Source organism: Rubinisphaera margarita, from assembly GCF_022267515.1.
Lineage (GTDB): Bacteria > Planctomycetota > Planctomycetia > Planctomycetales > Planctomycetaceae > Rubinisphaera > Rubinisphaera margarita.
Window position 1 is genome coordinate 1 of the sequence record NZ_JAKFGB010000019.1, and the last position, 23,631, is coordinate 23,631.

General features: G+C 57.4%; 16 protein-coding genes and 1 tRNA gene. 8 read left to right on the top strand and 9 right to left on the bottom strand.

Annotated features, from left to right (window positions below):
* The 6 genes from L1A08_RS17835 to L1A08_RS17860 all read right to left on the bottom strand — a co-directional run.
* The coding region (locus L1A08_RS17835; protein WP_238757882.1) for a hypothetical protein at positions 1–1,622 on the bottom strand (1,622 nt) is incomplete at its 3' end.
* Positions 1,623–2,201: 579 nt separating this feature from the next.
* Positions 2,202–4,010: an FG-GAP repeat domain-containing protein gene (locus L1A08_RS17840; RefSeq protein WP_238757883.1), complete on the bottom strand. Its 1,809-nt coding sequence runs from the start codon at positions 4,008–4,010 to the stop codon at positions 2,202–2,204.
* Between the two features lie 466 nt (positions 4,011–4,476).
* The gene (locus L1A08_RS17845) at positions 4,477–5,049 is read right to left on the bottom strand and encodes a hypothetical protein (protein WP_238757884.1); all 573 of its coding nucleotides are present in this window, start codon (positions 5,047–5,049) and stop codon (positions 4,477–4,479) included.
* Complete coding sequence (locus L1A08_RS17850; RefSeq protein WP_238757885.1) at positions 5,046–6,713, bottom strand: hypothetical protein; 1,668 nt, start codon at positions 6,711–6,713, stop codon at positions 5,046–5,048. The genes L1A08_RS17845 and L1A08_RS17850 overlap by 4 nt, the downstream gene beginning before the upstream one ends.
* A gap of 44 nt (positions 6,714–6,757) precedes the next feature.
* Positions 6,758–8,335, bottom strand: coding sequence for a hypothetical protein (locus L1A08_RS17855; protein ID WP_238757886.1), 1,578 nt, complete (start codon positions 8,333–8,335; stop codon positions 6,758–6,760).
* Between the two features lie 183 nt (positions 8,336–8,518).
* Complete coding sequence (locus tag L1A08_RS17860; protein ID WP_238757887.1) at positions 8,519–10,363, bottom strand: carbon starvation CstA family protein; 1,845 nt, start codon at positions 10,361–10,363, stop codon at positions 8,519–8,521.
* A 637-nt stretch (positions 10,364–11,000) separates the two neighbouring features.
* Here L1A08_RS17860 and csrA point away from each other — a divergent pair.
* The 5 genes from csrA to L1A08_RS17885 all read left to right on the top strand — a co-directional run bounded on the left by csrA (position 11,001) and on the right by L1A08_RS17885 (position 16,861).
* Entirely contained in the window at positions 11,001–11,201 is a 201-nt protein-coding gene (csrA, locus tag L1A08_RS17865) for a carbon storage regulator CsrA (RefSeq protein ID WP_238757888.1), read from the top strand.
* Positions 11,202–11,834: 633 nt separating this feature from the next.
* The gene (locus L1A08_RS17870) at positions 11,835–14,435 is read left to right on the top strand and encodes a flagellin N-terminal helical domain-containing protein (RefSeq protein ID WP_238757889.1); all 2,601 of its coding nucleotides are present in this window, start codon (positions 11,835–11,837) and stop codon (positions 14,433–14,435) included.
* A gap of 588 nt (positions 14,436–15,023) precedes the next feature.
* Positions 15,024–15,683, top strand: a complete 660-nt coding sequence (locus L1A08_RS17875) for a hypothetical protein (RefSeq protein WP_238757890.1) — start codon at positions 15,024–15,026, stop codon at positions 15,681–15,683.
* A gap of 202 nt (positions 15,684–15,885) precedes the next feature.
* Positions 15,886–16,743, top strand: coding sequence for a hypothetical protein (locus L1A08_RS17880; protein ID WP_238757891.1), 858 nt, complete (start codon positions 15,886–15,888; stop codon positions 16,741–16,743).
* Positions 16,724–16,861 (top strand): hypothetical protein, encoded by a 138-nt coding sequence (locus tag L1A08_RS17885; protein WP_238757892.1) that lies wholly within the window; start codon positions 16,724–16,726, stop codon positions 16,859–16,861. The genes L1A08_RS17880 and L1A08_RS17885 overlap by 20 nt, the downstream gene beginning before the upstream one ends.
* A gap of 295 nt (positions 16,862–17,156) precedes the next feature.
* On the opposite strand, the gene L1A08_RS17890 is transcribed toward L1A08_RS17885, so the two are convergent.
* Together L1A08_RS17890 and L1A08_RS17895 are read right to left on the bottom strand one after the other, a co-directional pair.
* The gene (locus L1A08_RS17890) at positions 17,157–18,878 is read right to left on the bottom strand and encodes a cation:proton antiporter (RefSeq protein WP_238757893.1); all 1,722 of its coding nucleotides are present in this window, start codon (positions 18,876–18,878) and stop codon (positions 17,157–17,159) included.
* A gap of 87 nt (positions 18,879–18,965) precedes the next feature.
* Positions 18,966–19,039 (bottom strand) — tRNA-Met (locus L1A08_RS17895).
* 386 nt (positions 19,040–19,425) lie between these two features.
* Between L1A08_RS17895 and L1A08_RS17900 the strand changes: the two genes are divergently transcribed.
* The 3 genes from L1A08_RS17900 (at position 19,426) to L1A08_RS17910 (ending at position 22,448) form a co-directional block, all read left to right on the top strand.
* A complete protein-coding gene (locus L1A08_RS17900) occupies positions 19,426–20,004 on the top strand; it encodes a GNAT family N-acetyltransferase (RefSeq protein ID WP_238757894.1) in 579 nt (192 codons plus the stop codon).
* 198 nt (positions 20,005–20,202) lie between these two features.
* Positions 20,203–21,666: a hypothetical protein gene (locus tag L1A08_RS17905; protein WP_238757895.1), complete on the top strand. Its 1,464-nt coding sequence runs from the start codon at positions 20,203–20,205 to the stop codon at positions 21,664–21,666.
* Positions 21,667–21,854: 188 nt separating this feature from the next.
* Positions 21,855–22,448 (top strand): HAD family hydrolase, encoded by a 594-nt coding sequence (locus tag L1A08_RS17910; protein ID WP_238757896.1) that lies wholly within the window; start codon positions 21,855–21,857, stop codon positions 22,446–22,448.
* Positions 22,449–22,701: 253 nt separating this feature from the next.
* On the opposite strand, the gene argF is transcribed toward L1A08_RS17910, so the two are convergent.
* Positions 22,702–23,619 carry an ornithine carbamoyltransferase gene (gene argF / locus L1A08_RS17915; protein WP_238757897.1) on the bottom strand — a complete coding sequence of 306 codons (918 nt, stop codon included), beginning with the start codon at positions 23,617–23,619 and terminating at the stop codon, positions 22,702–22,704.
* Positions 23,620–23,631: the final 12 nt, after the last annotated feature.

The window sequence follows — 23,631 nt, forward strand, 5'->3', positions numbered from 1 at the left end:
TCGAAGTCGAGCGATGCTCCGGCGATCAGGAACAGTTCGGTCCCGTCGATCTCGAAGAGTGCCGAATCGGTACCCGTCAGGCTCAAGGTGTTCGTCCCCTGCCCATCATCGGTGACGACGATATCGGCTACCTTGGTGCGGGCGGTCGTGTTGGCGTTCTCAGCCAGCGTGGTCGTCGTGTTCTGCAACGCGACGGTCGGTGCGGTATTGGCCGGAGGAGCCAGGGCATCCGGAGTGCCAACGGCGTACCGCAAATTTCCGGTGGTGTAATTATCGTCCCGGGTTCCGACGAGAATTGCCACGGTGTTGTCGTCGGCAAGAATGAGAGACTCCCCAAACAGATTCCCGTTTGGATCGGCAACGCTCATGGCGACTTCGCTCACCCAGGTCCCGGGCGTCGTCTCGGCGTAGACGTTGTATCGCTCGGCAAGGCGATTAGTATATCCGGCATCGTAAGCCGAATCGGCGAATCCGATGACTTTCTCATCACTACTGTTGATCGAAATCTGAGGGGGGTCAACGGAGTAGTAAGTGGCTCCACCATACGTGAGATCGGCGATGGTCGAAGATGTGAAGCTTCCGCTTGCGTTGGTGGCCAGTTTGATCTGATGCTGGACATTGTTGACGATGCGTTGGTTGTAGACGACGTAAGCGTTGTCAGAGCTGTCCGTAGCGATCGACGTGCTGAAGAAGGCGTCTCCATCCACGATCTCAGAGGCCACTCCCCAAGTCGTGCCGGTCCGTTTCGCATACCAGACGTCTCCGTAAGCGACACTCCCATCTTCTTTAATGTAAGAGACATGGAAGTCACCCGAGCTGTCGACCGTGGCGGAGATCCCATAAATCTCGGCGCCGCCGGTGATCGAATCGATGTTGGTGCCATCGAACGCGTTGGTGTTACCCGACGTATTCCAGACTCCCGCATCAGAAGAGGCGTGAACCAGATACGATGCCCGCGGGTTATTCGCGTCGGCCCATCCGAAGATGATGTGCGGGTTCTCGGCGTTGTCCAGCACGATCGCCGCGGACCCGTTAACGAGGTTGTACCAGCCGCTGGATTGTTGAAAAATGTAAATTCGCTCAAACGACCACGTCTGGGCCGACGTGTCAAACTTCCCGTAGGCCAGACCACGCAGCGAATTGGATCCTCCGGACGAGGAACTGACGCCAAAGGCGACGTGGAGATCGCCTTCGCTGTCCACCGCCATCGACCGGGTGCCGGTGTCGTAAAAGCCGTCAAGTCCGGTGAGCTGTGCCGAGATCGTAGCCCCGGTTACCGCTGACCCCGCGATCTCGTTCCAGGAGTCCCCATCCCAGGTCGCGAAACGCTGGTTAGCGGACCCGCTACTGTACTGCCAGGAGCCATAGAGGGTGCCGTCCGGAGAGACCGCTGTTGAACCATAGTTGTTCGTGTTCGCACTGCCGGTGAGAAACTGGCCGGCGTCGAATGTCAGCAGGGCTCGTGCTTCCAGGAGCTCCGCCTTCGCATTGACGTGAGTGTCGGCGAAGACAGCCGTTGATCGATGGCGTCGAGTGGCTCCCCGTCGCAGAGCCTGCAGAGCGTGACGGCGAAAACCACGGACGGGAAAGACGGTCCTGGCGAGGCGACTTAAACAAAACATCATTGTTCACCTGAAGAATAGGGATGCCGAGCGGGGGAGGTTACTGAGCTCGTCCTGTTCCTGCAGACGAGCTGGGGTGGCCGCGCGATCCGCTTAAGCGGATGTAAAGGGATACTTCGGCTAAAAAGCGACTCACTCACTGTGGAACCACGTACACCGGCAGCGTAATTCACACAGAAGAGCGAAGGTGATCCGATTATGCCAATCAGGAAAGCTCTGGCAAGTTTGCACCAACCGATTCGCTCAAGATTTAAGCACAAATAAATATCGCAACATTGCGACATGTTAATGGCCGGCCACCGCAGGGTAATAACCCTTAGCCTCCCCGGTCTATAAGGCTTTCCCCTTAGTATTAATACCTATCGAGGCGAATCCCTCAAAGAACGAGTGCATACACAGCCACCGATGCGTGGAGGGCCGGGAGGTACGCCCGGCAATTTGTGCTCACTGAGAGTTGGCTATGCCTCGGGAGCTTAAGAACCATTTCCCGGTTGGAAGCGGGAAATCGCTCAACGTTCAAACAAAAAAAAGCACGGCGTCATCATCGACCGCCGTGCTTATTGCTTCCCGCCGCATCATTTAACCGTTGGTCTGGTGCAGGAGCTCAAGAAAGCTCTCATCTCCGAAGGGTGCGAAATCGGGAAAAGCTGAAGGTCTGCGAAAGGTGCCAACCATCAGTTGCTCAAAACTGACGCCGGTTTTCCACTCTTCCAGCGTCACAGTGTTGAACGATGATCCGGTCGACTGGTAACTGCGCCAGCGGTTGGACGCATCAAAGAACAGAATATCAGCGCGTCCATCGATGTTGTTGTTGCCGACGGCGGCGAACTGGACGGCTCCTCCAGCCGCTGCTCCCCAGGACTCAATGCGAAATCTCGAGTTGGTCGGCTCGGCGATACCGACCGTCATGGTCAGGCCGTCGTTGATCGCGACATCCACCAGCATGTCTCCATTGAAATCGGCGACAAACAGTTGATCGAGCGTCGCATCTCCCAGGGTGACGGTCCCCCAGTTCTCCGTAGCGAATCCGGTTCCCTGCGACAGGGCGACCATGAGCGTCCGCTGCATTGCATTGGCGGGAACGTCGAAGACGCCGAGGAGATCATCAGAGCCGTCGTTGTTGAAGTCGCCTACGGAAATATTGGTGATCGTGCGGCTTGGATCCCACATCTCCCAGGGGCTGCCGAATTGGAAACTGGTGCCTGCGATATCGGCCTGAGCCACCCAAACCGCTCGGCTGCTGTTGTGAATGGCGAGATCATCTCCATTGACGCCATCAAAATCACCAACATGAACGGATTCGATCCCCGCATAGTCGCCGTATAAACCATAGTCATCCGGAAGGAATCTGGATCCCGTTGATTCAAAGACCCACAGCCGCGCCCGGGTGCCGGACATATAGACTCCCACGATGTCATCCAACCCATCGGCATTGAAGTCACCGACCTGAAGTGACTGCACATCGGTCGTTCGCAGCGTCGTCCACTGCGAAATCGTAAAGCGTCCAGAAGAGTTCGCTCTACCGACGTAAAGTCGTCCGCTGGTTAACATGTAGGCGACGTCCTCAATGCCATCGCCATTGAAGTCGCCCTGGAACGACCGCTCAATTGAGGAAGCAAAAAAGGGCAGATTGGAAGCGGGTTCCGTCGTGTAATGGTCGGACGTGAAGCGCTTCCCCGACCAGCCGGTGTTACTCCGGACGCCGAGGAACGATTGCGGCAGTTCCGGCAAAGGATTAGCCGTGGGATCGGTCACTCTCATCGAGAGGTCGAAGACCGCTTCCGGTCCCGATCCCACGATTTCCAGGTAGAGATCGAGACTGGGATTGGCTGAGGCATCGAGATCGGCATTGGCGATCAGATAGATCTTGTTGCCGATGATCTCGAAAAGACCTGCATCGGCTCCCGACAGTGTGAAGTGGTTCACGTGAGGTCCTTCATCGTCGTAGGTGATGCTGAACTCTTCAACGAAGACCCGATTCGCAGTGTTGATATTCTCCGGCAGTGTCGAAGTCACGTTACTCACGGTGATCGTGGGGGGTTCGTAGACATCGGCGACGAATATGATCAGCAGTTCCGAGTCATCAAATGTTGTCCCTTCGGCCGGATCATCGACCTGCACGAAGACATAGAGAAGCGGTTCACTTTCGAAGTTCAGATTGGTCCCCGCTTTGAGATACAGCTCCATGCCGTCGATCTCGAACTGCTCAGCATGCAGGCCGTCGAGGCTCAGGTTGTTGGTTCCGACGCCGTCGTCGGTAACCACAATGTCGGCCACCTTGATCCGCGACGTCGTATCGGTCGTCTCGGGCAAGATTCTCATGTGGTTTTCCAGCGTGACCGAAGGAGCCGCCAACAGGTTCCGGGTTTCGAGCAACTCGACATTCATGGTTGAGACACCGGCAGATCTGGCGAAAGCCTCTCGTCGACGCCGGGTTCCACAAGACATCGCTCCGAACGCATTCCTCCTGAAGAAGGAAAGGGGCGAACATGACTGCGTACCGCGACTGAACTTGTACATACTTACGTGCCGTTGAAAGAGTCGTTGGAGAGAGGACGTCCCGCGACGAGACCGTCCGACCGAGCCTCCGGTCATTCGCCCGAAGAGCGGCTAATCGTACACCACACGCACTCCTGTGAATATGGGTAGTTTCGGAAACCGAGGCACCCATGCAGCGTCAAACGACGTTCTGTCGGAGGCGATTACTGCCGAGCCCATGTCACAAGGGGATAAATCATCTCAAAGCGTACCGCGGTCGTTAACACCGCGATGACAGGGAAGAGAGTGGCCATCAGTTTGAGCAGTGCTGGCGATTCGATGTCCGCGACGGCGGCTCCGGGCTCGATTCGGAGACTCAGAGAAGAACGGCCGTGACCATTCCCGACCAGAACAGGATGAGCACGACGACCCAGAAGGCCTGCCAGCCGGTGAGTTCGAAATTCCGGTCACCCGGCTGGCTGAAGTGCTCCCGAATGACTTTCCGTCCATGCACGCCGATGTAGACCGTGCAGAGGATCGCCAGGGCGAGGGGAATGTAGATCGGATTAAACGACTCTTCTGATGAGGGCGTCCGGGCCGGCAGGAAGTTGACAGCCGTCAGCATCATCCAGCTCATCACGCCGTTCATAAAGACCAGGATCGCAAAGGTCGGTTTCGATGCGACCGGTTTCGATCGGGTCTTGGGAACTCCTTTGACGCGATCGGCAATATGCGAGCCCGCAGCCGCCCCGGAATAGACTGCTCCCCCGAATATCAGAAGGCTCGGATAGACCAGAAATGCAGGACCTTCTCCCGCTGCTCGCAGAAGAACGAAGCCGACGACTGCGAATGCGATCGACATCAACGTCGCAAAGATGGCGTTCGGAAAGAACCGCCGCGCCTGCTTCAGCCAGCCGGGGCGTTCGTGGTTTGACGGAGGTTGCGTCATCGCGACGACTCCTTTCGCTCAAATGGCAGTTCGCCTTTTCGAAAAATCGTCTTCTCTGGTGCGGTTTTGGTGTCTACCCAGACGCTGACGTCATCTGGACCATTTTCCCATGGTGCGTGTCGAAACTGCCCTTCGCCATCTTCGTCCTTCCCATTCAAACCCACTGCATAAAGAGAGAAGCTTTCTTTCCGAAGGTTGTATACGAGCGGCGACCCACATATCGACGTCCTAGGAATACTCGGGAAATGGGTTGCTAATTGCTGCAGGTCCCGAGGCAACCTACCATGTTCAATCTCGTAGAGACGAATCGCACCGGTAACCAGGACCAGATCGAGAAATTGGCGACTGAACAGGCCACAGTCCCATCTTTGGTGCAGCTTGTGCAGATCCGCAACGACGACGAGATCGCCAATCAGCCGTCCGTTTCTCGGGTCGATTTCTCCATGAGGGAGCAGCCTCTCGGATGCAGCAAATGCAAGTCTCTTCTTATATTCTTCGAGCACTTTCGGACCGTGGCGGCGGTCATCCAACTCTTGAAGGGCAGCACGCAATTTCGGCCCAACTGGCTGAGACCAGGCATCGACTGTTTCATCAAGTAGAACGTTGGCTTGCTCAAGAGCGACGTCCCAGTCAACACGCTCAAGATTCACCTTCTTTTCGATAGAGAATTCAGGAAGCTTATCGCCCATCAACTCCGCGTACTCTTTATTCATTATTCCGAGCGCACGCAACTGAAGAATTTGAAGAATACGAAATCGATAGACACTGTCGACGAATCCACTGAGATCGATAGGCGTTCCAAATTGACCAATCTCAGCAAGTAGTAACTTGATGTCCTCCGACTTCGCACGAGGATCGAGGATATAATCGCGGCTGATTTGTCCTGCTAGAGACTCTGCGAAAGTAGCTTCCCGCAGTTCATCCTGGGCCAGACCGTTCTTGAGCCTCTCAGCCAATTGAAAAAGTGCAACAATCCATTTTCGGGAGGCATTGAAATTACCTTTTCCGAGTTCCAGATACGCCGTCGTGGACAGAAGCTCCCGGAACGTCCGATGAAAGCTCTCTTGACGATGGCTTTCCGCAATGAAGGGAGACACGAGAGGATTGAAGTAGTCGGAGCGATTCAATTCTGTCTGAAGGAACTCCAGGACGCCCAGATTCTCCCGAACGTATTTTGCAGCAAACGGGAACTGTTCTTCAGTCCACGGCAGACATTCTGCCCGTCCAACCTCATTGAAAAGGCCCAGAGCTACAGGATACGGTACCTTAATTCCTTCGCCGTGCAGCGGCATATGATAAGTGGGCACATTCTCAGGTAAAGCCGCCTCGTGTGAGGCTATCAGCTTGAAGATCTGCCCCCACGTATCTTCGGACCAAAGAAATGCACTAAGGTCGCTTTCCCTGTCGACACACAACAACGGAATAGCGAAGTTCTTCACCGGCGGAACCCGCTCCAGCCCTTCTGAATTCAACACCGCCACGTAATCGATGTAACCGTCCGAGTGAACGGGCTCCACCAGACGCGTGGTTTTCTCACTGATTGTAAACGGCTTCGGTTTCGCAGCGGGCTGGCCGGGCTGGTCGGCGGCGGTTGTCAGAGTGGCCGTAAGGAGGAGAATCAAGAATGGACGAAACGGAAGCATTTTTAGACTCTCAATCAACATTGTGCTGTCAGGAAATGGTTTCGGACGGGGCTGGTTCGATTCGCTCAATCAAAGAACTCACTGATATCTAACCCGATCTTCACAGCCTCAAGATTCTCCGGCCAGAATGGCTTTCCGTCAGCGACCGGAATCGCGGCGGGCCGAGAAACTTCGAGCAGAAACTCACGTCCGTCTGTCTTGTACGTGAATGGTTCGCCCCAGAGAGAGAGTTCGGGAATCTCAGGACAAGAACGGCGGAGTTCCTCAGAGGACGCCGGAAGTGTCTGATGTTCAAGTTGCTGGAGACGAATAACAGCTGCGATTTGTACCAGTTCGAGGTACTGCAGCGCTGTAAAGCCGAAATCCCATTCACAATGCATGGAATAAATGACGTCTTTCGCAATCAACTCTCCGAAGAATCTGCCTTTTCGCTCCGGAAGGTCGCTAAACGGACTCGATCGCCGCTGAGACAGTTCCGACATCGTGGCAGCCGTGCTTTCGACGTCCGTCCTCGAATAGTGCTGAGAATGCATTTCAAGGAGTGAGTGCAGCAGTTCGGGACCAGGTACGTTCTCCCAGGCCTTTACGCCAGCATCGAAAACGAGATTGATTTGCTCCAGCGCCAGATCCCAGTCCGCCCCGTCCATCGTGCCGAACATTTTGTCTTCGCGGAGTGGGATCCCGAGCAAGAGACGGCGGTTGTCGTCAAGAGCTCTCAGTGCGCGCAATTGGACGAACTGCAGGCAACGATATCGAGCCCAACGATCGAACAGCTTCGCAACGTCGACAGGCTTTGCGAATGGTTTCAGTTGCTGTCTGAATTTTCGTATGAACTCCGGCGACGCCTCGCGTGCGAAGATGAGAACAAGACTGAGGCGGGCGGCGTCGAGGTGAAAAATGCTGCCGAAACGGGCCTCGTGATACGTCACTGAGTTTCTCAGATGAGTCGCAAGGCGAAACAGAAGAACTGTCGTCTCGGATGCCTCGTCCAGATTGCCTTCATCCAGTTGGCGAAATGCCAGAGTTTCGAGCCATGATCCCAGGTCGACAAGCAGGGCGCCGCGGAAATTCCGGGTCGGAACAACATCCTCCATCAGAGGATTGAAGTAGTGAGGTCTTTGAAGTGCCTCTCTTATCGAAGGCAGAGCCGGGTGGTTGGCGTCGATGTATCTGGCCGCCCACGGGCTGCTTTCCGGCGTCCACGGACGACTGCCAGCGTCGATGATTTCACGCAGAATCCTGTCTTTCTTATCGACTGAGCTGGGGAAGCCGGCCAGTTCGTGAAGTCTGTAAAACCTCGACTTCGAATGTTCGAGCAGGTGGTCTTCCAGATTTAGCCTGGTCGCGACCTCTTTCCAATCCCACTCGACAGGACCGAAGGAGGAGATCCCGCTTCGAGCTGTCAGTGCGCAGATAGGGATCGCAGCGTTCTGGTCGGGTGCAACATTCTCGCCGGCCTCTTCGTTCAACACCGCTACGTAATCAACGTACCCCTCCGGATGAATCGGTCCGAGAAGGCGTGTGGTTTTCTCACTGATCGTAAACGGCTTCGGTTTCGCAGCGGGCCGGCCGGGCTGGTCGGCGGCGAAGATAATCGTCGTCAGGAGCAAACTGGAAAGCAGAGCGCAGAAACAGCAACGCATATCGACAACTCACGGACCAACGGAACGCAATGAACAGGCGTCCCATTGAACATTGCGAAGCATGCAAAGTCAACGCGGCGAGTTCGAGAGCGTTTCATTTGAGGGAAACGTCTCGCTGATCCGGCATGAGGCCCGGCTGCGCGATGCGGGCCTGGCACCGCGCAGAGCCCGTTTCGCAGCTCTCTACGCCGTCGTCGGGCTGATGCCCTTCTGCTCGCGGGCCGGAAGTGGGGGGAGTTGTTCTTCGAGGACGCCGCGGGCTTTTTGCCAGACGATGATGCCTTCGATGATCATCCAGATTTGCATCGTCATGACGACGACGCCGAAGCCGAACAGAACATAGTGCTGGAGCGGATCGCTCGACCAGAGCCAGCCGACTGGTTCGCCGGTGTTGACGTCTTTAGTGGTCGTGAACATCTGCCAGAGCATCGCCCAGGCGGGCATCAGCATCATCAGAATCATCGGGATGGCGATCGGCAGGACGCGCTTGCCGCGTCGCCACAGATAGAAGAAGGTGACCATCAGCGCCAGGCCGGCCAGCAGCTGGTTGGTTGCTCCGAAGAGAGGCCAGAGAATGAGCCCCCCTGTTCCGTACGCTCCACTCGGGCCGGGGAGCATCGCCACCGTGAAGCCGAGTGAGACCGCCAGGGCCGTCGCCAGATACTTGTTCTCGAGCGGCTTCATATGCAGGGACGTCGCAAGTTCCTGAATGACATAACGCTGCAGTCGCGTGGCTGTATCGAGTGTGGTCGCGGCAAAGCAGGCGACGAGCACGGCGACGATGCCGGTTCCGAGCGCGATCGGAAGACCGATGGCGGTCAGGAAGTTGGCTCCGCCGTCGACGAAGGCACCGACTTTCGCGGCGAGACTGAAGCCTTCCCAGCCGAGTTCCGGATTGTATCGGGAATTCCACGCGGCGAGGCCGGTTAACTGCTGGCCGTCGGCGGTCGTCACTCCCATGCCAAGTCCCGATGTGCAGCAGAGAATCACCAGCACGGCCAGTGCTCCTTCGAGAAGCATTCCGCCGTAACCAACGTATTTCGCGTCGGTTTCATTGGCGATCTGCTTACTGGTAGTGCCGCTGCTGACCAGACAGTGGAAACCACTACAGGCCCCACAGGCAATTGTAATGAAGAGGAATGGCCAGATCGGCGGAGCATCTTTGGGAACGTTCTGGGCAATCATCGGGGCGTCGGTAAACAGATTGGTCTGCCCTCCCAGACCGGCGAAGAGCACGCCAGCGACGAGCAGAATCAATGCCACGACCAGTTGATGACTGTTGATGTAATCCCGCGGCTGGAGGAGCACCCAGACCGGCAGCACGGAGGCGAAGAAGCAGTAGACCATCAACAGGATCGTCCAGAAGATCACCGGGTTTCCCCACGACGCCGGCAGCGTGATCGGCATGTAATAGACGCCGATCGCCACAGCCGCATACAGGGCGAAGAGTGCGACGATGGAAGGAACGAGCAGACCGCCGTGTCCTTTATACACCCAGAACCCAATGCCGATGGCGACTGGCATGGCCAGCCAGACCGACAGAACCGACTCGGGATAGATCTTGAAGATCACCGCGATTACCAGGCCAAAGATGGCCAGCACGATCGTGAGCGCGAAGAACAGAATCAGCAGAAACAGGACCCGGGCCCGGGGAGAGATCAGCCGGCCGGCAACCTCACCAACGGTCTGGCCCCGGTTGCGGAGAGAGATCACCAGTGCGCCTAGGTCATGGACGGCTCCGATGAGAATGGAACCGAAGACCACCCAGAGCAAAGCCGGCAGCCAGCCCCAGAAGACGGCGATCGCCGGTCCAACGATCGGCCCAGTCCCGGCGATGCTGGTGAAGTGATGGCCGAAGATCACGCTCTTGCGGGTCGGAACAAAATCGACATCGTCCCGGAGTTCTTCGCTCGGCATGAGAGCATCGTGGTCAAGCTGGAACAGCCTCTTGCTCAGATACCGACCGTACGTGTGATAAGCCAGAATGAAACCGGCGAAGGACGCGAGAGCGACGAAGAGGGTCCACATGGAAGTTTTTCCGGATCCGTGAGGGTGCGTGGGGGGCGCGGACATATGTCCGAACTTTGAAGCCACCATTCTTACCTAAGCGGAATCGAGTTCCAAGCGAGCTCTGAATTTCTTGCACGGAACGGCCCATACGGTACGGCGAGAGGCCTGCCACCCGCCCTGCGTAATCACCACATCCCGCATAACCGGCAAAGCCGCGCAGGGCTTTTGCGGGGAGTAGGCAAATCAGAGAATCTCGCTTTGTGCGATCTGCCGATCGTGACGATCCGGAGAGCATCGCAGACAAAGACAGACAAGTCGGTTCGGCAACCTGGAGGACCTGTGAGGTCCGCCGACGCCAGTGAGGCACGCGTCCGAACCGTTTTTCCTGACCCCGGACTGGACTGCGTCCAGGTTTGTCGCGGCGGCTGGCGACGAGAAGTCCCTCGTGGACTCGTGATTTCCACCCGTGGCGACAGAACTGAGCGTGCGCCAGCAATCCGGAGCGATTGACCTCTGAACGTGACGGCTCTCGGTGTGCGACGACCGAGCCGCGTCAGAGGACCAGGCGGAAGAGATTCCGACACTGAACAACACATGACCAATCCACCCGACCTGCCCCGCATCAGGTCCCATCGACATACCAGGAGCCCACAAGATGTTGGTTCTTTCTCGACAACGTGATGAGAGCATCATGATTGGTGATCACATCAAAATAACCATCGTAGATATCCGCGGCGACAAGGTCCGCCTGGGCATTCAGGCCCCTGGCGATGTGGCCGTGCATCGGGAAGAGATTTATCTGGCAATCCAGCAGGAGAAAAGTCAGCAGCCGAATCCTCAGACGCAAGGAGAATAGCCTCGTCGCGCTTTCGCTCCGGCCAGCCGTATGTCTCCTGGGGGACTGCATGGACAGTGGAGCGAAGGCAGGAATGAACTGACAGACTCCGCCCGGTTGTCCGCGGCGCTTTCCGAACCCGGTTCCTGAGACGGTTAGAGATCGGGAGCACGTTGAGAGCGCCGTATCACTCTTGGGGAAAAGAGAAACGTGGAGAGGAATCGTCCAGTCGCCCCAGCGCCCGGCAACCCACTCCACGAAAGAAGCCTCAATCGCCCTTTTTACTTTTTCTTTTTATTTCCCCGATTTTACTCAAGCAGATTATCCCGCACGTCCGATGGAAGAATGATAGCCGGTCTTCTCGCCGGACGATGATGGATGCAGCGCGATTGTTTCGATCGCACTGACTTTCCGAGTGACAGGGATGGTGAAGGGAAGTCCGGACTCGATCCGGGAAAGGCGAGTGGGGACAACCGGGCCACAGAGAACGACAACAGAATGCCTCACGGCAACGAATGCCAGTTCTGGTGAGTCACAAAGTTGGAACTTCGAAAGTAGTCAAGACTGACAAGTTCATTCAGACAAGTTTAAACCCAGGTACTGGCACAGAGCTGACAACGGCAGTCTGGCCAGCAGCAGGAAAGGCGATTCCCAATGACGAGAATTAACACGAACGTCGCCTCATTACGAGGCCTCCGCAGCTTGAACAAAGCGAACGAATTGATGAACACGTCGCTGACGCGTTTGTCGACTGGTTTGAAGATCAACTCGGGTAAAGACAACCCGGCTGGTTTGATCGCCAGCGAAACACTGCGTTCGCAGATCTCTGCCATCGAGCAGTCGATCACGAACAGCTCCCGTGCAAACAACGTGATTGCAACGGCCGACGCCGCCCTCGGCGAAGTCAACAACCTGCTCAACCAGGTTCGTGGTCTGGTTCAGGAAACGCTGAACAGCGGTGCCCTGTCGCAGTCGGAAATTGAAGCCAACCAGCTGCAGGTTGATGCCGCTCTGTCGGCCATTAACCGAATCTCGGCCAACACCACGTTCGCAGGCGATAAGCTGATCGACGGCAGCAAGGCATTCATCACCAATACAACTACCGCCGACGCCGCCAAACTGAGCGACTTTCAGATCAACGAAGCCGTCTTCAGCACCTCGTCGACGATTGAAATCGAAGCCGCGATCACCCAGGCCGCCGAAAAAGCGGAAATCCGCTACTCCGGTGGAAACCTGTCGTCTTCAGCGACCGTCGAACTGTCCGGCTCCAAAGGATCTCAGGTCATCTTCCTGGGTGGAGCGAGCACGACGGCCGACATCAAGAACGCCATCAACGCCGCCTCGGATGTGACCGGCGTGAAAGCGAGCTTCGATCCCGGTCTGACGTTCTCCCGCGGGGCCACCCAGGGCTCGGCGAACATCAACACCGGACAGGCCATTGCCAACACGTTGGACGTGACCGCAACCGGAGCGACGACCACGCAGACCGGAACGGTGACGTTCACCGATGCGCGAACCACGCAAACGCAGGGAACGGACTCCTCCCTCGGCGGAACGATTCGCATCCAGTATGTCGACAACGTCACTGCGGGTACTTCGACCAACACCGCCTCAGTGGCCGGTGTCGCCACGACCGCCAACGGCGATGTGACGATCTCAATCGAAATTGGTAACGAGACCAACGGTACAGCCGCTGTCACCTCGACGATCTCGGACATTGTCGCTCTGATCAACAGCGGAACTTCGGCCAACGCCGTCGCCGCTCGAAACTACGTCTCAGCGTCCAGCTCCGGAACCGATATCTCCGTGTCGACAGCAGCCGCTTCGGCTCTCACCGGCGGTGCCGATATCGCTGACATCAAGATTCTCGACAACCGTAACAGCGGTGCGGGTGGTTCGGTCGCTTCTCTGGGCGGCGAAGTGTTCGTCCAGTTCGTCGATGCTTCAACGACATCGGCAAGCCTCGGCGTCTCGAGCGTGAGCACCAACTCGGAAACCGGCGACACGACGATCCAGATTCGTTTGGGACGGTCGAGCGGTGCCAACACCTCAACCATCGCCGACGTCACGGCTCTGATCAACAGCGGAACCTCGACCAACGCCGTGGCTGCTCAGGCCTACATCTCGGCTTCGGCAACGTCAGCAGACGCCGCCAATACGTCGATCTTCACCGCTCAGACGTCTGCGACTCAGCTGCTCGGTGGTAACGATGGTGCCAACAACGACATCACCTTTAACGACGCACGGGCATACGGCACCGACGGCGTGGTGAATGTGCAGTTCTCAAGCACGACCGCAGCCAACTCGACTCTGTCCGTCAGTGTCGCTTCGACCGGAACCTCGGACTACACGATTACCGTGAACCTGGCGACCGATGAGTTCGGCAATATCACGAGCACCGCGGATGACATCCGGACGTTCATCGCCACCGACACGAGCAACGGAGCCGCTACGGCTCGGACGCTGGTTAACGTGGAAGTCGAAGGCTCGGGAACCGAAACCGTTCAGGCTCAGGCTCAGCAGCAGGTCGACGTGGCCAGCCGCGTTCTGAAGCTGAAGAGCTCCGACTACGGGACCGATCAGTTCGTCGCCGTGAACGTGCTCGATGGTGCGTTCAACACGACGGGCACCGACAACGTCTCGACCTCACGTCGTGACACCGGTAAGGACCTGATCGCCGTGATTAACGGTCAGGTTGCTCAGACCAAGGGTCTGTCGGCTCGTATCAAGACGAACTCTCTGGACGCTTCGCTGAGCTTCAACGAAGACAACAACGTCAAGGGTCGTCGGGCCAACGTCACCATCACCGGTGGGGGTTCGCTGTTCCAGATTGGCCAGGAAGTTTCGGCTGCCGGCCAGATCGGCATCGGGATCGAAGCCGTCAACACCGCTCGTCTGGGCGGCGTGGCTGGTAAGCTGTACGAACTCGGATCGGGGGCCGGCAAGAGTCTGCTCGACATCGGACCGGACACGCCAGGTAGCGTGCTGGTCGACATCGTCGAACAGTCGATCAACCGCGTGTCCACTCTTCGCGGTCGTCTGGGTGCCATCCAGAAGAACGTGATCGACACCAACATCAACTCGCTGGGTGTGGCTCTGGAAAACATTTCCGAAGCCCGGTCGGCCATCGTTGATACCGACTTCGCCGAAACGACCGCGTCCCTGACGAAGGCTCAGATTCTGAACCAGTCGGGCATCTCGGTTTTGGCCATCGCCAACCAGAACCCGTCTCAGGTGCTCTCGCTGCTCGGTTAGTCCGACAGTCGACCCTGACGACTTGAACCAGACTCTCCTGCTTCCCCGTGAGGCAGGAGAGTTTTTTCGTTGAGTGAAGATACAACTGCGGCGGGCCCTCACTCACACGGTCACTCCGCCCCAGGCTGCGCCGCCCCGAGAGAATCTTTCGGGGCCATCCTTCACGGCAACACAGGAGCGCTTCGACAAAGCGGCGACTGAGTTCCATCTATGTGTGAAGAGACAATCCCGTCCAGGCATTCTTCGCTGAACTCGTCCGCTGGCTCGCAACCGCCGATTGTTGCTCAATGACGGCTTCCGCGACAGAAGTTCCCGGCCACAGACAGGAAGGTCTGTGCCGCTGCGAGCGTTGACGGAAGCGAACAGGTCGTTTCCACCGGGCAGCCGCGCAGGCGACAGCACCGCTGTAATCGATCCTGTTTAACCACTTCTTGCCGTTAACCACTGGCAGAATTTGACTTTGGTTGATCGCGACGGGTAAGATAAGTCGAGATTTACGGGTGTTGTCCTGTATGCACGGGGCTCTCCTGTCGCAGGAGCGCTTCGCGTCTTTGTTGTCCTCTCTAAGTCGTCCGGGAGACGGAGCAAATGATTTCGAGTCTCGGCCGCGTGCTGGCTGTACTCACGGCTATGTTTTCCGCAGCGTTCATGGCGTTTGCCATTTCGCGCTATGCAACCGTGCCAGACTGGTCCACCGAAGCGCGTGATCTGGAAATGTTCACGCTGACACGGACCGAGGGGGAAACCCCGAGCTGGTCGGCGTCCACACGCCGCACTCAGGAGTCGGTGCATACCTCGACCAATATGGCCGAAGTGCTGGAAAAGATGTACCAGCGAGCCAAGCAGGACATCGACGCCCAGGTGCAGGAACACGAAGCAAATATCCCGTCTCTGGAAGCGCAGATCGCCGCCACCAGAACGGCTATTGAAGAAGATGACGCCGCGGTCACCGTTCGCGAGGAGCTGCTCGCCGATCGACTGCAGGAGATGGATGACGAAGTCGCCCGACTGACTGCGGAAATCGAACGCGAGAAAGCCGTGGCGGAAAAGACGCAGATGGAACGCGAACGCCGGCGGAGTGATGTCTTCCGACTGCGGGAGCAGTTGGGAGAAGTCGAAGCTGACTACTTCCGAGCCGTTCAGTTGCATCAGGAGTTGACCGATATGATCCGCCGCACCCAGGGAAATGTGGTGAAGCTCGAATCGCGGAACCGGCAACTGCAAGAATCCGTAAATCAGGTAAACTGATCTGATGAAGCAGGCAATACGTCCAGCCGGACGAGAGTTGCCTTATGTTATAGAGACGTTCTGCACGATTTATAGCAAAGGAAGTCTTTAATCGGCGTGGATGGAATTTGGCGTGCGGGACAGGGTGTTCCCACGCGGGTCCGATAGAGAAGACAGTCTTTTGCGACTGGTCAGCACGGTCGTAAAAGCGGAGTAAACAGCGATGTCCTTGATCGGCAAGTTTTTCGTAGTCATGCAGATTCTGCTCTCCGTAACCTTCATGGGGTTCGCGGCGACAGTCTTCACGTACCAGAACAACTACAAGACGTTGTACGAAAATGAAACGAAGGCCAAGACTCAGATCCAGGCCGAGAAGGACAATCTGCAGGCCGACTTCGACAAGGTCAAAGCCGACATGACCGCTCTGGCTAGTCAGGCTGAAGACCGCGCCGACCGGGCCGAAGCGACCAACTCCGCTCTGCAGGCTCAGCTGGCTGAACTGAAGCAGGAAACCGAACGGCTGTCCAACTCTCTGCAGTCGCAGCTGGCTCTGGTGAAGATCGCTGAAGACGAAGCCGAGTCCCGCCGCTCAGAAGCGATGTCCCAGCGAGTTGTGAATACCGACCTGCATAAGAAGCTGTCGGATCGCATCAAAGATAATCGTATCGCCGAAGACAAGATGTACGGTCTGAACGTCGAGAAGGAAAACCTGACCAAGAAGAACAAAGAGCTGATTGAACGGCTCGCGTTTCTCGAGAAGGTCGTGCGGAATAACAATCTGGAAACCGATCCTCGCGTCTACGCCGCCCAGAACGATCCCCCGCCGGTCGTAAGCGGGCTGGTTGTGAACGCGACGACCGATGAACGCGGCGCCGTGGATCTGGTCGAGATCTCTCTGGGTGCGGACGATGGCCTCGTGCGGGGTCACCGCCTCGAAGTCTGGCGTTCTGGCGAAGACGCCCGGTACCTGGGACAGATTGAACTGGTGTATGTCGACACCGATCATGCGGTCGGTCGACTCGTCGATAAAGCAAAGAACGGCATCATTAAGAAGGGCGACAATGTCACGAGCAAGCTCTAGTCGAGGACCAAAACCCGCTCCGCAGCTGGACGTCTACGTCGGCCTGATGATGATGTCCACGGCCTGCCTGATCGCCGGAATCGTCTTCCTGGTGCTGGCTCTGGCTCAGTACAGCTGATCGCCCCCGGCCGCGAGCGGTCTGTAAAAACAATTCATCTCTCGTCTCAGCCATCTGCTGTTTCTCGTTGAAGCAGCAGATGGCTTTTTGCTGCGCCCATCTCTTTACTGCGACCGGAACGTGTTGTCCTGAAAGAATCTTTCGGAGCGGCTCAGCTGCAAGAGGCTGCGACGGGACGAACATCGGCTCAGGCGAGATATTGGCGAACACACGGCTTCCGTTCTGCTCCAGATGACGGCCGCTCTGGACGTCCCAGGAGCTGCCGTATCGAATCAGGACGGAGATCTGGCCCCCCTTAGGAATGATGCCGATCGTCGGGTCCTGCTTCCGTTGCGTCTTCGTCAAGATCGAAGAGAATGGTCGCGTTCTGCTGCTCCCGTAACGTATCGATCCAGCCGCAGAGATGATTGCCAATCTGCTGACCGACTTCCTGCTCATCATCGAAAACGACATCGGCTCCCGAGGCGAGAATTTCCTGACAGTCCCGCTGATGCCGTGACCGAACAATAATGTGAGCCTGCGGCGCGATTTCGCGGATCAGGTCCGCGACGGTAATCGAAGCCCGCTTGCTCGGAAGCGTGACAATCACCGCTCGGGCGTGGGACGCGTGCGAATGCTCCAGCACTTCGACCGTGCCGGCGTCCCCAACATGCCCTATCATTCCGAGTTCAATCGCCTTCGTAATGTTGGACCGGTTGATATCAATCACCGTGGTGACCAGTCCCCGCTCGTGAGCCAGCGATCCGGCGATCTGCCCGGTCGGGCCGAAGCCGACGATCACCACGTCGGGATAGACGGCATGACCGCCCCCCTGCTCGGGAACAGAATGAAACCGCTTTGGCAGTAACGTCACGAGGAATCGGGAAATTGTCCGGGCGTGGCTGACCAGATAGGGACTGAGAAACAGCGAGACGATCGTCGCCGAGACAAACAGATTGTACGTCTGATCGGACAGAACAGCGCTTTCATGAGCGACGCGACCGAGCACGAACGCGAACTCCCCAATCTGAGCCAGGCAGAGGGCGGTGGTGAGTGCTGTTTCGACGAGCGTTCCAAGCACCACGAAGATCGCTGTAATCACCACAAACTTGAGGAGAAGGTAAACGGTGATGGTCAGGACAAGAAGCAGGAAGTTGTTCGCAATCCAGAGCGGGTCCGCGACCATCCCGGCTGATCCGAAGAATAGCGTCAGCAGAACGACTCGCAGCGGCGAGACATCGGCGCGCACCTGTGTGGCGAAGGGCGAACTCCCCAGAAACATGCCGGCCACGAAGGCTCCGAGAGCAGGCGAGATCCCGGCTTTGTGAGCCGCCCACGCGGAGCCGAGTCCGGTCACAACCGAAAGCAGAATCGTCAGCTCCCGATTCCGAGCCAGTTCCAGCGTTCCGAGTGCGTAATAGGCGACGAAGTTGAGAAGCAGGTAAAGACCGAGAATCAACGCCGTGGCCACTCCGACAATTCGCCCAACGTTCGTCACCATTTGTGCGGGGTCGTCGCCGCCGGCGAGGAGTGTAATCAGAATGGCGAGCGGAACCACGGCAATGTCCTGCACGAGCAGCACCGCCAGCGAATTGCTTCCGTAAGGCGTCTCAAGCTCCTGACGGTCCATCAGCGTCCGTAACACAACGGCCGTGCTGCTGAGTGCGACCATGGCTCCAATGGCGACCGCTTCCCGTCCTTCACTGCCAAATGCGACCGCGGCCCCCGCGCTGGCGATCAGGGAGAGGACGACCTGCAGTCCCCCTCCAACCAGCGGTACCGGCCCCAGACTTCGCAGTCGAGAGACCGAGAACTCGAGCCCGAGACTGAAAAGCAACAACGAGACGCCCAGTTCGGCGATGTTCTCGATTTCATGTTCGGCCTGGACCAGATGCAGACTGCCCGGACCTCCGAGGACCATGCCTGCGAGAAGATATCCAACCAGGGGAGACTGTCCGAGCCGGGAAAAGACGCCCCCGAAAACGAGACAGGCCGCCAGCAGCAGAACAATATCAGAGAGAAGGATCCAGATATCCATACACTTGGAATCCTCAAGGTTCGCGGCGGTGATGTGAGGTGAGCGCACAAGAAACCCTGCGACACCGAAGTATCGCAGGGTTTTGAGTAGCGGTGGAGGGACTCGAACCCCCGACCTACGGCTTATGAATCCGCCGCTCTAACCGACTGAGCTACACCGCCTTGTGGGAAGCGCTTCGTTGCACTCGCCCTGAGATCGCACAGTATATTTAGCGACCCGAAGCTTGAAAAGGATGTTCCAGGGGTTTCATCGACAATTTTAGGGACAGCGCTCAGCAAAACAGGTTCGCGACCGCTTCCAGCCGTATCTGCCATGGGCGGGAGAACTTGCTTGCCGGGTCAGACCGATCGCGGAGTTCCCGCGAAGTTTTCCCTCTGTGACACTTGGGACAAGCAGCGATTGAAGGCGAGCGGTGCGGTACGAAATTCGCACCAAAATCAGTTTGACACCAGTTTCTACAGATGTAGCATTTAATTTGCACTGCCTTTTCCTGTACCCCGATGGCAGCTCGTTCGGTCGGGCCGCAGATCTCCAGAAGGTCCATTCGATGGCAACGCGGTACTACAAACGTTATCGCATGGATTTCGATCTGAAGAAAACGGATATTCCGTCAACGGAATTGCCGGACGGCTTTGAATGGGTCTCCTGGCATCCCCGGCTGATCGAAGCCCACGCCCGCATCAAAGCTGAGTGCTTTGAGGGCGAAATCGACTCAGTCCTCTTCCCGTGCCTCAGCCATCTGGCCGGCTGTCGGAAACTGATGAGCGATATCGCCTCCCGCAGCAATTTCGTCCCGGCTGCAACGTGGCTGATCCGTCACGCCAACCGGCTGACCAGCCCGGCGTATTGCGGCACCATACAAGGGATGTCGCGAGCCACGCGGCTTGGCGCCATCCAGAACGTTGGGATCACGCCCGACTGTCGCGGCCTGGGGCTGGGGAAATCGCTGGTCTCAAAATGTCTGGAAGGCTTCGCCCAGGCTGGCATGCATCGGGTCTATCTTGATGTGACGGCTGCCAACTGCAACGCGGTCGGACTGTATGAGAAAATCGGTTTCCGCATCCGTGAGGTCTCGTTCCTGACCTTGAACGTCCCGGAGTCCGAAAGCACGACTTCCCTGGCCTGACCTGTGCAGATTTGCTCCCCTTCGCGTGTAAATCCTGCAAACTCATGCGTCGATTGGCTCGCCTGACCCCGAAAACCGGCTGGTCTTGATCACCTCGGACGGGTCTCCTACCCTGCTGCACCTTTCCAGAGAATCCTCTCCTGTCGTCGACTCCCGTTGCGATCCCCATTCCCTCCATCGCAATCGATTCGGTTCAACATGCTGTCTTCACCGAAAACTCGTCGGTTTGCCGTCGTCACGGTTCACCTGATCCTCGCTGCGACCGTCACCGGTTGCGGTTCGATCGATCATTTCGGCACACGGATGTCGCCATCGACCTGGTTCTCGAAGCAACCCGCAGGACCTGTCGCAGAAAACAGCACCGAGATTCCCGAAGAAGAGTCTCTGAATCCCTTCGACGTCGCTCCTTCGCCGCCTGTTCGCACCGCGTCGGCCGCGCAGGAAAAGCAGTCTTCATCGACAGCCGCCAGCGTCCCCCAGTTCGACCCGGCGACAATGATGCTGATCGAGACGGAATTCAAGGATGCGACGCCCGAAGAACGACGGCTCTGGTACGAAGAACTGCGTCAGGTTTCACCGGAGATGGTGCCGCGAGTAATCCGGATGCGACGCCTGGCTCTGCAGCATTCGGAAAAGAATGCTGCGGCTCCGCCGTCGAGTGCCCCGGCACCGGCCGAATCGTCGACCGAGCTTCCCGTGGTCGCTGCCTCGGCTCCGAATCCGGTCTCGGGCAACGATCTTCTGGGGCTCAATCCCTGGGACAAGAACTCGCAGTTGCCGAACCAGCCTCGGCACCTCAAACCGGGTGACACACTCACGGTTTCGGACCAGACTGATCTGAACTCGTCGGTCAAACCGGCCTCTCATACAGGTCCGATCTCGGCTCCAGAAATGCCTTCCGATGACGAACGGAATACCAAACCGGACAATCCTGATCAGAATTACCGCGAGGCGCTGGAAGATCTGATCGCCCTGGCGGAGCAGCGAATTCAGCAGGGTCGGAACGCGGGCTCTCCGGATGATCTGGACGCTTACGCCCGCGAACACGCGTATCTCCGCATGCTGTATCTGATGGCTGATCGTCGTGAACGCTCACTGGAAGCGATCCCCGATCTCCCGGCCGCCGAGCAGGAGTTCTGGCAGAAGCTGTTCTGGGGTCTCTCAAACTACTTCGATTCCTCCGGCATCCCCAATCGGGGCGACCGGGCGACCCATACGGTTTCTCAAATTGCCGATGCAGCCGAACGATTGCGGGAACGTGCCAATCTTGAAATTCGGAACGTGACCTTCTCGACCGGAATTCACGGTTTCGGAATCTATGACCGCTACGAACGGGATGAGTTCCGTCCGGGTCAGCCGGTCCTCGTCTATGCTGAGCTGAAAAACTTCCTCAGCGAACTGACCACCGAAGGCACCTACAAGACGGTGCTGAAATCGACGATCGAAATCCACCGGGCCGGCAGTAACCCGGGACTGGTCGTCGAGCAGGCCTATCCGCCAACCGAAGACTACTGTCGGACACGCCGACATGACTATTTTCACAGTTACAAGATCAACATTCCCAGCGAACTCACGGTTGGTCCCTATCTGCTCAAGCTGATTGTGGAAGACCAGCTGAACCGCAAAGTCGCGACCTACACGATCAACTTCACCGTGAAGTAACGGCATGTGGATCTGTCGATGCCCAGCATGCATCCACGAATTTCCGCTTGCACGGATCGAACGCGGCTCGAATAATCGGGGAGATCCCCCGGAACGCCCGCGCATCACGGACTGCTCGTCCGCCCCGCCCGTTGTTGATCCAATCCTTTACAACATTGTTACGAGTCGGAACGACCGAAAGTCGAGACATGAACTACGCTGCCATTATTTTCGATTGCGATGGCACTCTGGCCAATTCGATGCCCGCTCACTACGTCGCCTGGGTGGCGACGTTGAAGGAGTACGGGATCGAATTCACGGAAGAGCTTTTCTACGGGACGGGCGGTTGGCCTTCGTGGAAAGTCGCCGAACTGCTGCTGGAACGGGACGGCGTTAAAGCGGATCCCCATCTGATCGCCGAGCAGAAAGAGGATGAGTTCGAGAAGCACCTCAATGTGATCGAACCAATCGAGCAGACCGTTAGTGTCGTCCGCGATCACTACGGCAAGATCCCGCTCGCAGTCGCCACCGGCGGCATTCCGCGCGTCTGCAATGGCATTCTGCAGAACCTTGAGATCAGCCACTACTTCGACACGATCGTCACGGCTCTCGACGTGGAACACGGCAAGCCGGCTCCGGACACGTACCTCGAAGCCGCCCGTCGTCTTGGTGTCGACCCAACGCAGTGTCTGGCTTACGAAGACACCGACCCCGGCCTGAAATCAGCTCGGGATGCCGGCATGGCGGCGATCGATGTGCGAACGTACTTCAATCCGCAACAGATGAGCAGCAAGATCGCGTAAGCGGCAACGGCGGCCGCAATGAACCCTCACGCTACGAGCGCGGTCCACTCTCGTGGACCGTTGCAGCTCCGATCGGGTGCATCGAACGATCCACGTCTCTGCTGATGGCACGCGTAATCGGCGGCAGTATGCCGCCGTTACGAGGGGCGGGTTAGAGCATTTTCATGCTTCGTCTGCAGTCGCATGGGCGGCAATCCCCCGGCCATGCTGAATTTGCTCCGGCAAACGCCTGCAGTCGAATTTTGAATTTGCTCTAGGTCATCAGCCAGGCGAAGACGCCGCGGGCGACGTGCATGCGGTTTTCGGCCTGATCGAAGACGATGCTGTTCGGGCTTTCCATCACGTCGTCGGTGACTTCGAGTCCGCGTTTGGCGGGCAGGCAGTGCATGAATTTCACGCTCTTCGGGGACGCCTTCACCAGCTCGGCGTTGATCTGATACGGAGCGAAGATTTTCTTCCGCTTGGCCGATTCCTTCTCCTGGCCCATGCTGGCCCAGACATCAGTGTAGAGAACATCGGCCTTCTTCACGGCGACTTTGGGATCGGGCTCGATCGTGACTGAGGCTTTCGCATTTCGCTTCTTGATGAGCTTGCCCAGTTCGTCGTCGAACTGATAGCCCTCGGGAGCACTGAGGATAAATTTCACGCCCATGTCAGCACAGCAGACCGCCAGCGATTTGGCGACATTGTTGCCATCACCCAGGTAGACCATGGTTTTACCGGCGAGGTCGCCGCAATGTTCCCGCATTGTCAGCAAATCGGTCAGGGCCTGGCAGGGGTGATAATCGTCGGAAAGACCGTTGATCACCGGACAGGTCGCGGCTGCGGCGAAGTCTTCGATCATCTGCTGCGAAAATGTCCTCAGGACGACGACATCGGCAAAACGGCTGACGACGCGGGCGACGTCTTCGAGCGATTCACGACCATCGAGACCGGCTTCTTTTTCCGACATGAACATGCCCGAGCCGCCGAGCTGGATCATGGCCGACTCGAAGCTGACCCGTGTGCGCAGGGAAGGCTTTTCGTAAATCTGGACCAGCACTTTCCGATCAAGCATCGGTTTCAGCTTGCCGGTTTTCTGTTGAGCTTTGAGCTTCGTCGTCAGCTCAATGATGTCACGCGTTTCGTCGGGGCTCAAATCGAACAGCGACAGAAGGTGCTTCACTTTCATGAGGGGTCTCAA

What these genes read in the sequence shown, in the direction of transcription:
- L1A08_RS17840 (WP_238757883.1), bottom strand. Translation starts at nt 4,010, where the DNA reads ATGAATGTCGAGTTGCTCGAAACCCGGAACCTGTTGGCGGCTCCTTCG.
- L1A08_RS17845 (WP_238757884.1), bottom strand. Translation starts at nt 5,049, where the DNA reads ATGACGCAACCTCCGTCAAACCACGAACGCCCCGGCTGGCTGAAGCAG.
- L1A08_RS17850 (WP_238757885.1), bottom strand. Translation starts at nt 6,713, where the DNA reads ATGTTGATTGAGAGTCTAAAAATGCTTCCGTTTCGTCCATTCTTGATT.
- L1A08_RS17855 (WP_238757886.1), bottom strand. Translation starts at nt 8,335, where the DNA reads ATGCGTTGCTGTTTCTGCGCTCTGCTTTCCAGTTTGCTCCTGACGACG.
- L1A08_RS17860 (WP_238757887.1), bottom strand. Translation starts at nt 10,363, where the DNA reads ATGTGGACCCTCTTCGTCGCTCTCGCGTCCTTCGCCGGTTTCATTCTG.
- csrA (WP_238757888.1), top strand. Translation starts at nt 11,001, where the DNA reads ATGTTGGTTCTTTCTCGACAACGTGATGAGAGCATCATGATTGGTGAT.
- L1A08_RS17870 (WP_238757889.1), top strand. Translation starts at nt 11,835, where the DNA reads ATGACGAGAATTAACACGAACGTCGCCTCATTACGAGGCCTCCGCAGC.
- L1A08_RS17875 (WP_238757890.1), top strand. Translation starts at nt 15,024, where the DNA reads ATGATTTCGAGTCTCGGCCGCGTGCTGGCTGTACTCACGGCTATGTTT.
- L1A08_RS17880 (WP_238757891.1), top strand. Translation starts at nt 15,886, where the DNA reads ATGTCCTTGATCGGCAAGTTTTTCGTAGTCATGCAGATTCTGCTCTCC.
- L1A08_RS17885 (WP_238757892.1), top strand. Translation starts at nt 16,724, where the DNA reads ATGTCACGAGCAAGCTCTAGTCGAGGACCAAAACCCGCTCCGCAGCTG.
- L1A08_RS17890 (WP_238757893.1), bottom strand. Translation starts at nt 18,878, where the DNA reads ATGGATATCTGGATCCTTCTCTCTGATATTGTTCTGCTGCTGGCGGCC.
- L1A08_RS17900 (WP_238757894.1), top strand. Translation starts at nt 19,426, where the DNA reads ATGGCAACGCGGTACTACAAACGTTATCGCATGGATTTCGATCTGAAG.
- L1A08_RS17905 (WP_238757895.1), top strand. Translation starts at nt 20,203, where the DNA reads ATGCTGTCTTCACCGAAAACTCGTCGGTTTGCCGTCGTCACGGTTCAC.
- L1A08_RS17910 (WP_238757896.1), top strand. Translation starts at nt 21,855, where the DNA reads ATGAACTACGCTGCCATTATTTTCGATTGCGATGGCACTCTGGCCAAT.
- argF (WP_238757897.1), bottom strand. Translation starts at nt 23,619, where the DNA reads ATGAAAGTGAAGCACCTTCTGTCGCTGTTCGATTTGAGCCCCGACGAA.